The 16237-nt window shown below is 37.9% G+C and carries 7 protein-coding genes; 2 read left to right on the top strand and 5 right to left on the bottom strand.

Annotated elements, in window-relative coordinates; translation table 11 throughout:
* The 3 genes from H7U17_RS17680 to H7U17_RS17670 form a co-directional block, all read right to left on the bottom strand.
* Nucleotides 1-921: a dihydrodipicolinate synthase family protein gene (locus tag H7U17_RS17680; RefSeq protein ID WP_186758084.1), complete on the bottom strand. Its 921-nt coding sequence runs from the start codon at nucleotides 919-921 to the stop codon at nucleotides 1-3.
* 175 nt (nucleotides 922-1096) lie between these two features.
* The gene (locus H7U17_RS17675) at nucleotides 1097-2590 is read right to left on the bottom strand and encodes a RagB/SusD family nutrient uptake outer membrane protein (protein WP_186758083.1); all 1494 of its coding nucleotides are present in this window, start codon (nucleotides 2588-2590) and stop codon (nucleotides 1097-1099) included.
* Nucleotides 2591-2606: 16 nt separating this feature from the next.
* A complete protein-coding gene (locus H7U17_RS17670; RefSeq protein ID WP_186758082.1) occupies nucleotides 2607-5780 on the bottom strand; it encodes a SusC/RagA family TonB-linked outer membrane protein in 3174 nt (1057 codons plus the stop codon).
* A gap of 277 nt (nucleotides 5781-6057) precedes the next feature.
* On the opposite strand from H7U17_RS17670, the gene H7U17_RS17665 reads away from it, so the two are divergent.
* Nucleotides 6058-10374 carry a hybrid sensor histidine kinase/response regulator transcription factor gene (locus H7U17_RS17665; protein ID WP_186758081.1) on the top strand — a complete coding sequence of 1439 codons (4317 nt, stop codon included), beginning with the start codon at nucleotides 6058-6060 and terminating at the stop codon, nucleotides 10372-10374.
* An 86-nt stretch (nucleotides 10375-10460) separates the two neighbouring features.
* Here H7U17_RS17665 and H7U17_RS17660 read toward each other — a convergent pair whose 3' ends face one another.
* Nucleotides 10461-12839, bottom strand: coding sequence for a TonB-dependent receptor (locus H7U17_RS17660; RefSeq protein WP_186758080.1), 2379 nt, complete (start codon nucleotides 12837-12839; stop codon nucleotides 10461-10463).
* 260 nt (nucleotides 12840-13099) lie between these two features.
* Between H7U17_RS17660 and H7U17_RS17655 the strand changes: the two genes are divergently transcribed.
* Nucleotides 13100-13744 (top strand): carbonic anhydrase, encoded by a 645-nt coding sequence (locus H7U17_RS17655; protein ID WP_186758079.1) that lies wholly within the window; start codon nucleotides 13100-13102, stop codon nucleotides 13742-13744.
* A gap of 74 nt (nucleotides 13745-13818) precedes the next feature.
* Here the strand turns inward: H7U17_RS17655 and H7U17_RS17650 are convergent, their stop codons facing one another.
* Nucleotides 13819-16098 (bottom strand): beta-N-acetylhexosaminidase, encoded by a 2280-nt coding sequence (locus tag H7U17_RS17650; RefSeq protein WP_186758078.1) that lies wholly within the window; start codon nucleotides 16096-16098, stop codon nucleotides 13819-13821.
* Nucleotides 16099-16237: the final 139 nt, after the last annotated feature.

Below are 16237 nucleotides of genomic sequence, written 5' to 3'. Positions count from 1 at the left end.
TTATCTGGACTTTATGCTGTACTTAAAGAAATCCATCACCTCTAACTCTGATTGCAGTTTCGAATAATCATCATCGCTCAACTGTTTTACAGGAAGTCGGAATTGTCCGCAATCCATCCCACAGAGTTTCATAATGGCCTTACCACACGCTGCTCCCCCATATTTACCAAACAGGCTGATCAGATCTATGGACTTTTCCTGTAAAAATTTAGCCGATTCTATATCTTTTTGATCAAAGGCATTTAAAATACTTTGATAAAGCGGAGCCGCATAATTATAAGTACTGCCTACCGCTCCTTTGGCCCCCATAGCCAAGCCAGCCAACATCGTCTCGTCCCAGCCCCAGAGAATATCATATTTCCCTCCTTCATAGCGAAGACACCTATTAAATTCCATTAGGTCATTATGCGTATATTTAATGCCTGCAAAATTGGGAATGCGATACCCCGCCACTTTTAAAAAATCCAACATAGGAAGTTCTACTTTGCTTAAAAGAGGAATATGATAAAAATAGAAAGCCTGGTCCGGAGCTGCTGCGGCAATAGGCTCAAAGTAATCCACTAGCTGTTGAACCGAATTCGGTCGCAAATAATACGGTGCAGTTAACGCAATTCCATATAACCCAAGTTGATCTGCTTTTTCTGCTAACTGTATCGCTTCTTTTTGGTTGGTACCGCCCAACATAGCCAAAATTTTAAAATCCTTTTTGGAGAAAGGAGCCCAGACTTCAAACAGGTCGAACTTTTCTTCTAATGTAAGTGCTGCGCCTTCTCCTGTCGTTCCTGCGATAAATGCTCCAGAAATTTGATTATCTAATAATGATTTTGCCTGCTCAGGAACCAAGCTTGTATTTAGTTGACCATTATGATCAAAAGGTGTAAAGGTTGCTGCAACAAGTCCTTTTATTTTCTCGAATTTCATTTTTAAAGTTTTATTAGTAAAAGCTTTCTCAAAAGCGTTAAGTCAGAGAGATGACAAGGAAGATGAAGCAATCCCATCTCTATTTGATGGGATTGCCATATCCTATATTGTCGAACCGGCCTTTGAGGGACAGGTTCGCAATGATTGCTATCATTCTAGGCTACTTCATTGTCTATTAATTACCGTAACCTGGGTTTTGACTGATTTTAGAATTTAAACTTATTGTACCCAAAGAGATTGGCCACAACAATAAATATTGGTCATTATCTCTACCTTGTAAGGAAGGGACCAGCTCAAAAGCTTTATCAAAGCGGACAAGGTCCCACCATCTTTTCCCCTCAAAGGCGAGTTCCAACAAGCGCTCCTGCAATATGGCTTCGTCATTAGCTTCTTTGCCCATATCCACAAAACGGTGGGCTTCAAAATCATCACCATAGGCACGCTGTCTTACCAAATTGATCTCCGCTGACGGGTCCTGTCCCAAGGCATTTTTTGCTTCTGCGATCAATAGCAATAAATCAGCATATCTGTAAAGTACCACATCGTCTAAAAACCTTCTCCCTGATGGATCTACAAAACCTCTGTACTTTCTTACAACACTTGCGTAGGGTTCCATTTGTCCATTTTCACCTGGAATATCAATATTTAAAAAAGTAGCATCTTTCCTTTGATCATCATCGGAGAAAACGGATGTCACCACTGAAGATGGACCCCATCGGTTAAGTCCCCCACCTTGACCGATTTTCTCTAATACCGCAGGATCAGCATCTGCGGGAATCTGGTCATCTCGCACGTACATATTTCCATTATAATTCGTCCCAGATTCCAAATCTCTAAAGTGTACCGCCATCAATATCTCATCATTGCCCTTATTGTCATATCGGAAAATATCGTCATAACTTTCTTGTAAACTAAGCTCAGCAACATTCGCTTCCTCTAATGAATTCAAAGCAATTTGAAGGTCTTCATTTCCTCCATCCATCTTTTTGCCTGTCCACAGATACACTTCTCCTTTCAACACGTTTGCAGCAGGTTCAGACCAGCTGACTTTACCAGCCGATAGGGAATTGTCAGGATAAAGAGACAATGCCTTGTCAAGGTCTTCTTTTATTTGAGAAAACACTTCTCCCACAGCAGCTCTTTCCCTGAAGGTAGTTTCAGCATCATAGCCCTCTGTTGGATTGATTACCAAAGGCACACCGCCCCAAGTCTTGGCCATAATGAAATAAATATATGCCCTCATAGTATAAGCCTCTGCCAACATTCTATTTTTGTCCTCATCCCGGGTAAATGCAATATCTGGAACATATTTAATGATCAGGTTCGCATCATGAATAACGGTATATAATCTTAGCCACTCAGGCCCTGCGTAATTGGGGTCCAAAGTATTTTCAAAGTACCTTTCCAAACCTTGCGATGCTTGGAGACCATAGGTGAGTGTGCCGCTTCGACTCTCACCCCATATAAACAAATTACTTGCTGCTTGATCCCTAAATCGTACATACATACCATTTAAGGCTCCTTTAGCATTATCTTCTGAAGACCAAAAACCTGACACTGTGATTTCACTGGTAGGTGTTAATTCTAGATTATCCGTGCAAGAAGGCACACTAATCAACATCCCAGCTCCTGCCAAGGCGGTCAGTAATATATTTTTTATATTTTTCATTGATTTGCGATTTAGGTTAGAAATTAACATTCACGCCGAATAGGAAGCTTCTTGGAATCGGATACCTCCCAGAATCGGTTCCACCTTCTTCTGGATTCAATCCTGTATATTGAGTAAAGTAGTAGAGATTAGAACCTGTGAAATAAGTTCTTATATTCCCTATTTTCAGTTTCTCCATCCATTTTTCAGGTAAGTTGTAACTTAAGGTTACCTCCCTAAGCGATAAATAATCTCCCTTCTCGTAATAGAATGTATTGCCTCTGAAAGAGTTGTTTTGTGAAAGCTGATCTGCCCAATAGTATCTTGGAATATCTGTCACATCCCCTTGTTTTTGCCATGAGGTAGTGGTTTCTTCAAGAATACCGATATCCCCTTGATACTGTCCATTAAATCTTGCCCTAGACTCATGGTAAATGGTATGCCCCAAAGCAAAATCAGTACGTACAGTTAATGAAAGCCCCTTATAATTAAAGGTATTGGTAAAGCCTCCTGTCCATTTGGGATAAATATTTCCTGCATATACCCTATCCCTGCTATCTATAGAATCATTTTGGTCCAGGTCGGCCCAGTTGGTATCACCACCAAACTTGCTTTTATCAGCTCCAGGAACCAGGACATCATATGGCCCCTCTGCTGCCTCTTGGTCAGTGGCATAAATACCAAGTTGCTTGTAGGCGAATAAATCACCTAGTTGATTTCCTTCCTGTAATCCACCTTTCCATGTATATTGGCCTAATACTGGATCATACACCAAGACCCCACCTATTCTATTATTCTCATTTCCGTTTTCAGGAAGCTCAACAACAGTATTGATATTGTAAGAAGCATTCGCGGATAGATTCCAAGAAAAATCCCTATTCTGTATCAGACCAGCCGAAACCTCCATTTCCACACCTTCATTCCTCAAGGAACCTAAATTGGTTAATATACTGCTAAACCCAGTTGACTGTGGCAACTCCAAATTGGTCAACAAATTATCGGTCAAACGATTATAATAATCTGCAATCAGCGTTACTCGGTCATTAAACATCCCCATGTCCAAACCTATATCAAAAGTACCTGACCTTTCCCATTTCAGGTCTTGGTTAGCCATCCTGTTATTCTGAATCGCAGCCTGGTCATAATAGCGGTTACCTACCGAGTAAAGACCTTGGGCATGAAAATCGGATAGATTACCAATATTCCCGTTTACCCCGTAAGAAGCCCGTAATTTAAACGAAGAAATTTTGTCTGGCATATTGGTCCAAAATTCTTCCCTATGCAGGTTCCATCCAGCGGATACTCCTGGAAAGAATCCCCAGTAATTATTTGATCCAAGATTCGAAGCGCCATCATAGCGAGCGGTAAAGGAAAACAAATATTTCTTATCAAAATCATAATTGACCCTTCCAAAATACCCTATAATCACTTGTTGACTTAATGAACTACTCACACTTGTTGGTTCCGCGGAAGCATTTAAGGTTGGGATCAGATCAGAGGCCGCGCCTCTTCCTGAAGCACTTGCAGCATAACTTTGACGATCATAGTACGATCCGCCCAATTTAAACTGAAGATTATGCAAGCCTATAGCCTTTTGGTAGCTAAACACGCCATCAAACTGCTTCTGCCAATAAATTGAATTGAACGCTGAAGCTGATCTGGAATCGACAAATTGAGTTGGGGTATTATAAAAGGACTTCTGGAAACTGTTATTTGTAGATTGAACAAAATACAATGAAGCCATCGGTTCAAAGGTAAAATCCTTAAAGATTTCCCAATTTGCCCCGCCAGAAAGGGTAATCCTATTGGTAACATTCATGGCATCAATCCTTCCCAAATGGTATAAAGGATTACCCATACTTCTGTTCTGACCTGTAGCTAGAGTTCCATCTTCAAAATAAAGCTTTGCTGTTGGGGGCAGTCCTAAAGCACGTTGGAAAAGTTGGTTCTCGCTATAAACCTGGCTATTGGAACTTGAGGTAAAATTCAACCTACCATAAACTCCAAGCCTGTCATTTACCTGTATATCCCCATTCATTCGGGTGGTAAATCTTTTGAAGTCAGTATTGATGGCTACACCTTCATTGTCCAAATAGCCTACACCAAGATCAAATCTGGCTTTCTCAGATCCACCACTGACATTAATATAATGGTTTTGGCTGATTGCCGTTTGGAATAAGATATCCTGCCAATCTGTATCGGCGAAAATGATCGTTTTTGAAGGATCAACCGGATCTGGCATTTGTTGCCAACCTTCATTAAGTTTATATTCATTTTCTGAGCTCAAGTATTGGGTGGTAAAAGCGGTATTATTAGAAAGGTCATTTCCCACACCAAAACCATTGGCTAAATTTAATCGGAACAAATGGTTCGGATGTTTTTCAGCCGTTGCCAAAATCCCATTTCTATTGAAGTAAATATAATCCCTTGCAGAAGCCATATCGTAACGGTTCCACAGCTCTGAAGCACTGATATTATAGCGGTAAGTCACCAATGTTTTCCCTACTTTACCAGTTTTAGTGGTAATGATCACTACACCATTGGAACCCCTAGCTCCATAAATAGCCGTTGCAGCAGCATCTTTTAGCACTTGAAGTGACTCTATATCATCAGGATTGATATCATTCATATTATCACGGATCACACCGTCAATAATATAAAGCGGTTGTGCACCATTAGGATTGTTAATAGAAGTTCCCCCACGGACAATTATCCTCGGAGCTGCACCAGGCTGACCAGTGGTGGATTGCACCCTTACCCCTGAAACAGTTCCCTGCATAGCAGATGCGGCATTGGCAAAAGGCACATTTTCCAAAACCTTCTTATCCAACTTAGAAACAGACGAGGTCAGGGTCTCTCTGGATTGTTCTCCATATCCGATGACCACTACTTCTTCCAATTGTTTGGAATCGGTTTCCATACTGACATCTAGCGTGGTTTCATTACCTAATGTAATTTTTTGGGTGACATAACCTATATAGCTAAAAACCAATACCTCGCCCGTACTTGCACTAATATTAAAATTGCCATCAAGATCTGATACGGTTCCCTTTGTACTTCCTTCTAGCAATATATTTACACCGGGTATTGTTTCACCAGTATTGGCATCTATTACTGTTCCTTGAATGTTCCGCTCCTGGGCCATTGCATGGCAGGAAAAAAGCACCATCAACAGTATCAGCCACTTTTTTATGTAGTTCTTTAGATACATATTATGTTGGGTTAAATTGATTATTATGATTAAAGCTTTTTTTATATATCAAGTGATAAGCTGTACAGCAAGTAGAAATATGACTAAGCTTCTTAACAAAGCTAGAAAAGGCATTTACGAAATAGGTTCATAATTATCCGTATAAGGGATAGAATCGTCCTCAATGGTTCAAAAACATCCAAAAAAGGGGGTAAAATCGTCCATTTAGCATTTTATCTAAAATTCAAACTGAAGATATCAATGGAAAAAATTAGATTAGAAATCTGAATTAATACCCATGATTTTCATTAACTATTTTATTCATCATAAAACTGACCATGTTTTCTATTCCAAAGGTTACCATTATACAGGTTACTTTAAGGTTATCTTATTCATTTTATTAGCAGTATTTACCTTTAAAGTTTTGGATGCAAAGGCACAAGCTACTGGCCATCCATTTTATAAATTCACACACTATACCTCCCAAGATGGCTTGCCCCAAAATTCTGTAATGGCCATTATGCAAGACCAAAAAGGATTCTTATGGTTTGGCACAGATGATGGCTTAGCTAAATACGACGGCTATCAGTTTACCATATTTAAACATTCCCCGTTTAATGATTTTAGCCTAGGAAATAATGTGATCCGTGATTTGGTCCAAGATAAAAATGGGTTCATCTGGATCAGTACTGAAGGTGGTGGTATTAATATCTTTGACCCAAAAACAGAAAAATTTTTATCACTGAATGAGGAAACAAATATTCCCGATTTGACCAATTCGGCAAAGACCAACAATCTGATCATTGATAAGAACGGGGATGTCTGGGTAAGTACTTTATCTGATGGAATCTATAAAATATGCCCTGAAAAAAACAACAAAGAAATCACTTTAAACAATTACTTTAAAAGCTTTAAAATCAATTATTTAAACAAATTCAATTCAAGTATTAATGATAATAAAATATGGCAGGTTTTTGAAGATAGTCATGGGTACATTTGGATAGGAACCTATGAAGAGGGTATGCAGGTTCTAGCACCAAAATCAAGTAATTTTGTTGAGAAAGCTATTTACCATTCAGGACAAAAGATCAAATCCATTAAAGCATTTTATGAGGCCAGCGATGGTACAATTTGGATAGGAACAGAAAAGCACGGAGTATTTAAAAAGACCAATGGAGAAGAAGAGTTTCATCAATTTGTTCCTCCTTCCCCGTCTTTTTCTCAAAAGATGGAAAAAGAGAATATTACCTGCTTTTTAGAGGACCAACAAGGTCATTTATGGATAGGTACCTTAGGAGGAGGTCTTTATGTCTTAGACCAACAAAAAGATCATATTTTTCATTATGAGGACAATCCCTCAGATCCATATAGTTTAAATGGCCGATCCGTCTATAGGTTGTTTGAAGATAAGGATAACAATATTTGGATTGGCATGTATTCCGGTGAAGGGCTTAATAAGATCAATCCCAATGCCCAACATTTTGAACACTACCGACCACAAATCAATACATCCGGTAGTCTTTCAGGCAAAATGGTAAAATCTATTTTAATGGACAGTAAGTCTAATCTTTGGGTAGGAATATTTAACGGTGGCTTAAACCTAAAAAGAAACCAAGAAACTGAATTTGAAAAAATAACACTACCAGAATTTAGTACAAATAATTCTGCACAGACCAATGTGCAAGTTATATACGAAGACCAAAAGGAAAAGCTTTGGATAGGCACAGATGGTTCTGGCTTATATAGCTATGATTTAAAATCAAAAAAATTCAACTCCTATTTATATCAAGAAAACGATACCACATCACTCAGCAAAAATGAGGTTTGGGCAATTACAGAAGATCATAATGGTCAATTATGGGTTGGAACAGCTAATGGAGGTGGTTTAAATCAATTTGATCCTAAAACGGGAAAATTCAAACGCTTTCTGCATACCCCCAATAATAACAAAACACCGAGTTTCAATGACATCAGATCATTGTTATTGGATAGTCAGAACAGATTATGGATAGGAACCTATGGAGGTGGCTTGAACCAATATAATTTTGACAATGGTCAGTTTACCTATTACCAGCACGATCAAACAAAACCCAATAGTATTAGTCACAATATTATCACAAGCATTTATGAGGACAAAAAAGGGAATTTATGGATAGGAACATTTGGGGGAGGGCTCAACAGAATGAATCCAAATACTGGTCATTTCACATATTTTAGAGAAAAAGACGGGCTTCCAAGTGATGTCATCAAGGCTGTCCTTGAGGATAATACAGGCCAATTGTGGATAAGTACCATGAAAGGTATCTCCCTTTATAAACCGGAAAAAGGTATTTTCAAGAATTATACCGCTGAAGATGGCCTCCAATCTGATGAATTTAACTTAGGTGCCGCATTTAAGGATAAAAAGACAGGTAAACTCTACTTTGGAGGGACCAATGGTTTTAATGCCTTTTTACCTGATCAGGTCAGGCAAACACAAGTTCCTAAGGTACCAGAATTAACTCAGCTAAGGGTTTTGAATCATCTGGTAAGTCCAGGTGACACCATTGAAAACGAGGTACTTTTGGAAAAAAGTATCAGTTTCAGTGATAAACTTATTTTAAATGATCATCATAATAGCTTTGAACTGGCCTTTAGCGCTATAGAATTCAATGGCCAGGACAAAATTCAATATGCCTATAAATTAGATGGTTTTGACAATGACTGGATCTATACAGATGCAGACCGAAGGTATGCCCCTTACGCCAACCTAAAAGCAGGAGAATATACTTTTAGACTAAAAACAACCTCAGAAAATAGGTTACAAAGTTCTGAAGAAAGATTATTACAACTGATTGTTCTTCCTCCTTGGTACAAAAGTACTCCAGCCTATCTGGCCTATATATTACTTGGTATTTTAGCGGCTTATATTATTAAATCCATCATCAGCTTTCGAATAAAATTAAAAAACGATTTACGCTTCGAACGTCTAGAACACCAAAAACAAGAAGAAATCAACCAACTTAAACTCCGGTTCTTTACTAATATTTCCCACGAATTGAGAACTCCACTTATGTTGATCAAAGTTCCGTTAGAACAATTGATTTCACGAACAGATATATCCCAGCAAATACATTATCAGCTTAACTCCATTCACAATAATGCAGCCCGCTTATTGAGATTGATTAACCAATTATTAGAATTTAGAAAACAAGAAACCGGGCATGTAAAACTTGAAGTCCAAGAAATAAACCCAAAGAATTTTCTACAAAATATATTCACCTCTTTTGAGGCAATGGCTAAGCATAGGAATATTGACTTTCGTTTAAATTGCAGTAAAGAACTGCCAGAAAGTGTTTGGTTTGATTTAGACCAAATGGAGAAAGTTTGTTATAATCTTTGCTATAATGCCTTCAAATTCACTCCTGATGGTGGAAAAATCTCCCTGAGCTTATTTAACAGCACTATAAATACAAAAGCAGGAAACCTAGCTTCCATGGCTATTCAAGTAGAAGATAATGGTAAAGGAATTTTACCAGAACATCAAGAGAAAATCTTCGAAAGGTTTTTCCAAGTTGAAGATGGTGAAGGAAATCTAACTGCAGGTACAGGAATAGGATTGGCCCTGAGTAAAAACATCGTAGAATTCCACCATGGATTAATACAAATGGAAAGCCTACCTAATGAAAAAACTACGTTTACTGTATTGATTCCCTACGGAAAAGCCCATTTTGCTCCCCATGACTTTAAGGAATTCCCTACGCAACAAGAGAGCAAAAGCCTTCCCATTGAGCAGGAATTGAATAATATTGATCGGCACTTATTAAGCTCCCTTGAGAATTCGGGTTCATCTATTCATCCTGATCCTAGCTTACTTAACAAGAAGCTATTACTAGTGGAAGACAATGTTGAACTACTATCTTTAATGAAAGGAGTTTTAAACCAACATTTCCAGGTAATCACTGCAAAAAATGGAGAGCAAGGGATAGAAATGGCCCAACTCTATCATCCTGACTTTATCATTTCTGACGTTATGATGCCCAAAATGGATGGTGTGGCCATGTGCTCATTACTAAAACAAGAATTAAATACCAGTCATATACCAATCATATTGCTCACTGCCCGAAGCGCCTATGACTACCAAAGAGAAGGATATGCATCAGGGGCTGATGATTATTTAAGCAAACCATTTCCTTTAGATCTATTAATCTCTAAAGTCAGGAATTTACTCAATACCAGAGAAAGGCTCATGGCGACTTTCAAACAAAAGCCAGACTTGGAACCTTCAGGAATTGGGGTTTCAAACAAGGATAACGAATGGATGAAAGAGGCGATTGAGGTAGTTGAAAAACATATTGATGATACTGATTTTGATATATCGGCCTTTGTTAAAGAAATGGGGCTGAGCCGCACTTTATTGTTTGAAAAAATCAAAGCCATAACTGGCCATACTCCTAATGATTTTATTACCATTATCAGGTTGAAGAGAGCAGCACAATTACTTTTACAAGGTGATTTAAAGGTTGCAGAAATCAGCTATATGGTTGGCTTTAGCAACCCTAAATACTTTAGTAAGTGCTTTAATAAGCAATTTGGCTGCAGCCCATCAAAATACAAAAACCAGTTACCTTACTAATCATCGTAAAAAAAGTTCACTGCAAAATAAAAACGGGGCAAGCTTAAAGCCTTGCCCCTTTCTACTTAATATTTATTTCCAAGTGCTTAAAAATCCAAAACTAGCCCTATGGAAGGCAAAATAGAACCACTGGAAATGGAAGGTATTTGCTTCAAGGTCCTAGGTTCTGTAATATTCCCTTCATCATCACGCTCTAATCCATAAAGTGGCTCAGAAGGAGTATCTTGCCCCAAAAGATTTTGGAATTCCAGAAAGACATTAAAAGTGAAATTGGTAAAATTCCATTTTTTATCTATCCTTAAATCTGTCTGGTTAAAGGCGGAAAGAAGTATTTCCCCCTGTCTTGAATAATCCTTTATGATTGCTGGATAACTCTCCAAAGTCGCTTCCTCATCCACAGGGGCAATAGGCGTTTTCCCAAGATACCTCACGCGGGTACTGATCTCCCAATTATTGTCAAATTTATACCCCCCTGTAAATGTCAATAAGGTTTTATTATCCCAGGAAGATGGAAGGTATACATCTTCATCTAAGCCTGTATACTCACTTTTAAAAACTGTCAAAGCTAAAATACCATAAAAGTTCTTGGTAAACTTTTTCTGTAACAGCAATTCTGCACCATAAGCCCTTCCCTTCCCTACACTTTCTACAGGTTCATTACCAAGGACAGAAAAATCACCTCCCAAATTAGCCAAAGAAACATTCTTACTTAAACTTACTGGATAATTGTCATACTTTTTATAAAAACCCTCAAGCGTAAATCTAGTAGAAGGGTTGATCAAATATTCAAAACCTGCGACATAATGGTCACTTTGTATATATTTGGTATTCCTGTTAACAAATTCCTTTTCTTGATTTTGAAAACCTAGCACCGTATATGGAGGAATTTTATAATAACGCCCTATCGAACCATTAAAACTCCATTTCCGTGCTTCATCAAGTGTATAGCCAAAAGACAACCTCGGGCTCAAAGTCTTGAGGAACTTATTCCCATCTACCATAAAATCATTGCCATCCATCCTGAAGCCACCAGAAAGACTGAGCCTTTCCTGAAAGAAATTACGGGTCAACTGAGCAAAAATTCCATATCGTAAAAAATCCAACTGTGATTCATATACAAAATCATTCACTAAATCTGCTGAGCTATTTTTATAATCTGCACGCTGAAGGACAGCTCCTGTACTAAGCGTCCAATCACCTATAAATTTGGTCAGGTTATAGCGGAGCTTTGTTTCTTGTTCCTTTGAATCATTGCTAAGGTATTCACCTTCTTCATTGACCACATCTTCAAATTGCCTGAAATTATTATTTAGGATATTATTGCTTAGTGCCGTAGTCATAAATCCGCTGCCATTTTTGAATCGTCTTTTCCATACAACTCCATGAGTACTTGACCATTGTTTAATAACTGGGAGTTGGTCGAGGGTGGCCTGCTGTTCCTCGTCAATATCATCGGGTTGATTAATAGCAAAATCGTCTATTGAGCCAAGCCCAGTAAATATTAAGCTATTATATTTATCGATTTCATGGGATACTTTATATTGAAAATCCCAGTAATCAGGCAAAAAGGGCAAATCCAAGGCTTTGAATAACACCTGCAAATATGACCTTCTTGCCGAAGCAATGAATGATGTCTTCGAATACTCCTTGTCACCCTTAAATAAAGGACCTTCCAAAGTCAAAGCAGCTTCGCTGCTACTTACCCGAACATTAGAATGAAACTTCCTATTATTTCCATCCCTTTGATCAAATTGCAATACGCCAGAAAGTACATTATCATAATTGGCAGAAAAAGCACTAGTGGACAAGCTTACTCCCTCAAAAAAAGATACATTAAGCAATCCCACAGGACCTCCTGCACTTCCTTGTGTAGAAAAGTGATTAATATTTGGGATTTCAATCCCATCCAAATAGTAGACATTTTCATTGGGTGCTCCCCCTCTGATGATCACATCATTCCTGAATCCTCCAACTGAACCAGAAACACCTGGTAAAGCCTGTACTACTTTGGCAATATCATTATTCCCACCAGGATAAGTAGCTATTTCTTCTAAGGAAAGTCTATTTACTGATAATGGCGTTTCTTCATCTTTGCCAAAGGTATTGGCTACTACCACCACTCCTTCTAATTCACTTACTTCTTCTTCCAAAAAAATGTTCACATCTGGATTTCCACCAGATCTAACGGTAAGGTTAAAAACCTGTTTATTGGTATAGCCGATATATGAAGCTTCTAAAGTATATGTTTTGGGCGGGACATCGTTAATTTTAAAAAAACCATCCAAATCTGTTACCGCACCCAGTTCTGTATTTAGCAGTTTTACAGCTACCCCAACCAAAGGTTCTTGGGTTTTGGCATCTTTCACAATACCAGCAACCGTTCCACTTGGCTCTTGCGCTTGTACATTTGAAACAAGGCTTAAAAATAATATGATTGAAAAAATGAGTATAATTAATCTATTCATGTAATTGTTTATTTTAATACAAAGGAACATAAAATAATTCATCTTGTTTAATATTTTTTATTTTTATTTAAACAAAACATTTTATTATTGACTTATAATAAACCTTTCAAGACACTGAATAATACTAAAGTATTTATGATATGTTTTCATCTGATCATATCCAAACACCCACCCCATTTATCAAAAACAAATTAATGCCGCTTTAGAAAAATAATAAAGCTTATATTAAGAAAAATTTAGTTCTTAAAAGGAGTAACAGCATGAATCTTTACCAGCAGATTTTCAGAAATAACCAAAAATGGGTAAGCAGTAAAAAAGCCACTGAAGCTGAGTTTTTCGAGCACCTTTCTAAAGGACAATCCCCCGAATTACTATATATAGGTTGTAGCGATAGTAGGGTTACAGCCGAAGAAATGACCGGAATTCAACCAGGTCAAATGTTTGTTCATAGAAATATTGCCAACTTAGTCCCTAATAACGATAGCAGTTCTGCATCTGTTATTGAATATGCTGTGACCCACCTTGAGGTCAAACATATAGTAGTTTGTGGGCATTATTCCTGTGGTGGAGTTAAAGCAGCAATGGAATCAAAGGACCTTGGTTTACTGAACCCATGGTTAAGAAATATCCGGGATGTATACCGTATGCATAGGAATGAACTCAATTCCATTAAAGACGAAAATGAAAAATATAACCGCCTAGTAGAAATCAATGTAGAAGAGCAATGCCTTAATGTAATTAAGACTGCCTGTGTTCAGCGACATTATCTCAACTATGGCTTCCCCACCGTTCATGGATGGGTATTTGACATACATACCGGGAATTTGATAGATTTAAATATCGATTTTTTTGAAAAGCTAAAAGAGATTCAGGAAATCTATGATTTGGGTACTAGCCAAAAATGAACAAAAAAAACTGGGTGTAGTTTAAACTACACCCAGTTTGTATAATATACCAGTTTGTACAAAATCTTTTTAATTTATTCGCCATAAAACACCACCTCGTCAGCAAACAAAAAGGCCCGTTTTTTATTTTTTCCATGAACGCGCAAGTACTGGATTTTTTCGCCCACTGGTATTTCAAATACATAAATGATCAAATCTGGATTGCTTTCTGAAATATTATGGGTAACTATTTTTGGTTCTGAGAATTCTCTACCATCCAGTGACCATGAGACCGCTAATTCTGAAGGCAAAAACACCCCAGGCCCTATGATCTGCATAAATGGAACCTTTACATCAGAAATCATCTCCGGTTCATTCAAACGAATTTCCACATCCAGATCCTTTCCTTCAAATCCCTGCCACTGGCCATCACTATAAGTGAAATTGCCCAGCATCCCATTGACCAATGTTTTATCACCCTGAGCAGCATATTTTTGGCTATACCCCTGCAAATACTTCACTTCTGACCCAACCCCTAAATGATAAACCAATTCTTTTGAGTTTACAGGCCCCATTTCTTCATCTGACAAGACTATTGCTGCCTTAATTTCTTTGATTCCCTTTTCATAAAATGGGCCATTATAAATTTTGGAATCCTTATCTGGATCTGTTCCATCTAAAGTATATCTTATATCTGCTCCATACCTCTCAGCAGATATACTAACCAATGAAGCTTGCTTAATAGTATCAGCCACAGACTTTATGGTTACCTCTGCTATAGGCCTATAATAATTGATTCCTTTAAGTTGCAAAAGCCTATAATGTGACTGAAGCCGTTTAAAAAAATCATTCCATTCCTTTTCTTCAGGAGCTATCCATGCTACCTCCGCCAAAGCCAACAACCTCGGGAAGATCATATACTCCGCATGTTCTTGGCTTGAGATATACTCTGTCCAAACATTAGCCTGAACACCTTTTATCAATTTCCCTTCTTCTTTGGTTAATACCTGAGGAACTGGATCATAGGAATAGACCTTATCAATAGGTAAATACCCACCAATTGCCAGGGGTTGAGTGGCAGGATTGGTTTGGTACTTATCAAAATAACAATAAGCACCCGGCGTCATGATTACCTCATGACCGGCTTTTGCAGAGGCAATTCCTCCATTTTCGCCCCTCCATGACATTACGGTAGCTCCTGGCGCCAATCCTCCTTCCAATATTTCATCCCAGCCCAACAACTTTCGACCTTTACTGGACAGGAATTCTTCTATCCTTCTGATACCATAGCTTTGTAATTCCTCCTCATCATCCAAACCCTCCTCATCTATTCTCCTTTGACATTTCTTACAAGTGGACCAAGCTTTCTTGGAAGCCTCATCTCCCCCTATATGAATATACTCTGAAGGAAAAATCTCTATGACCTCAGCTAGTACATTTTCCAAAAATTCAAATGTCTTTTCATTTCCCAAGCAAAACTCACTTTGGGTATATGGCTTTCCAGAGCAAGACAGTTCAGGATAAAATGCCAATACTTCTTCAGAATGTCCTGGAATTTCTATTTCTGGAATGATAGTTATTCCTCTTTTTCCAGCATATTCTACCAAAGCAGCGGCTTCCTCTTGTGTGTAATAACCTCCATATGCCTGAGGATCGCCTTCATGCATATACTGTCTTGATGAATCCCACCAATCTTTCCATACCCCATGTGTTCTAAAGGCTGCCTTCTGAGTCAATAAGGGATATTCCTTAATTTCCAATCTCCATCCTGGACCATCTGTGAGATGCCAGTGAAAAGTATTCAGCTGATAGATGGCCATCATGTCAATCATTTTTTCCAGAAATGGGACTGGAAAGAAATGTCTACTAACATCGATATGTAAGCCCCTATAATCAAACCTCGGATAATCAATAAGCGAAATAGCGGGTAGAAGATCCCTGTTTTCCTGTAATAGATTAAGTTGGACCAATCTATTGACTGCCAATAATAAAGAAGATTTTGAAGCACCAATTAAAATTATCTGATCCTCGGTAATATCAATTTGATAGTAATCCTTATGGATATTGGCTTTTTGTTTATCTATTGAAAGGTAAATCCCATTATCCCGAGTTTGTGAATCATTAGATAGTTTAATAGAAGCATTTGAAAGCCCCAGACCTGCTTTTAATAATACAGCATGATCTTCCAGATTCATTTTATTTATATAAACAGACAATTGATCATCAACCTTAAAATTCCCATTTGTTCTCTCTAGAGCAACGGGCTTAGGTATCAAATCAAAATTTTGCGCATGCAAATCAATGACAGAAACAGAAAGGATAAAGAGCAGGCCACAATTCTTCAGAATAGGGAGAAATGATTTAACTAGAGGCATAATTGTAAATTGAATTTTAGCAAAAATACATTCGCATTTTAACACACAGCAGTAATCCCTAAAAAATAACTCAATTTCAACCTGATCCACTTGGCACAAAAATCAAAAAGGATCTTTCCTCTAAAAGAAAAAAGATCCC

The organism is Echinicola salinicaeni (genome assembly GCF_014280965.1).
Lineage (GTDB): Bacteria > Bacteroidota > Bacteroidia > Cytophagales > Cyclobacteriaceae > Echinicola > Echinicola salinicaeni.
Note: the sequence above shows the minus strand (reverse complement) of the source record. Positions and strands in the feature narration are given on the sequence as shown.

Coding starts and splice junctions, on each gene's coding strand:
- H7U17_RS17680 (WP_186758084.1), bottom strand. CDS start 921: ATGAAATTCGAGAAAATAAAAGGACTTGTTGCAGCAACCTTTACACCT.
- H7U17_RS17675 (WP_186758083.1), bottom strand. CDS start 2,590: ATGAAAAATATAAAAAATATATTACTGACCGCCTTGGCAGGAGCTGGG.
- H7U17_RS17670 (WP_186758082.1), bottom strand. CDS start 5,780: ATGTATCTAAAGAACTACATAAAAAAGTGGCTGATACTGTTGATGGTG.
- H7U17_RS17665 (WP_186758081.1), top strand. CDS start 6,058: ATGATTTTCATTAACTATTTTATTCATCATAAAACTGACCATGTTTTC.
- H7U17_RS17660 (WP_186758080.1), bottom strand. CDS start 12,839: ATGAATAGATTAATTATACTCATTTTTTCAATCATATTATTTTTAAGC.
- H7U17_RS17655 (WP_186758079.1), top strand. CDS start 13,100: ATGAATCTTTACCAGCAGATTTTCAGAAATAACCAAAAATGGGTAAGC.
- H7U17_RS17650 (WP_186758078.1), bottom strand. CDS start 16,098: ATGCCTCTAGTTAAATCATTTCTCCCTATTCTGAAGAATTGTGGCCTG.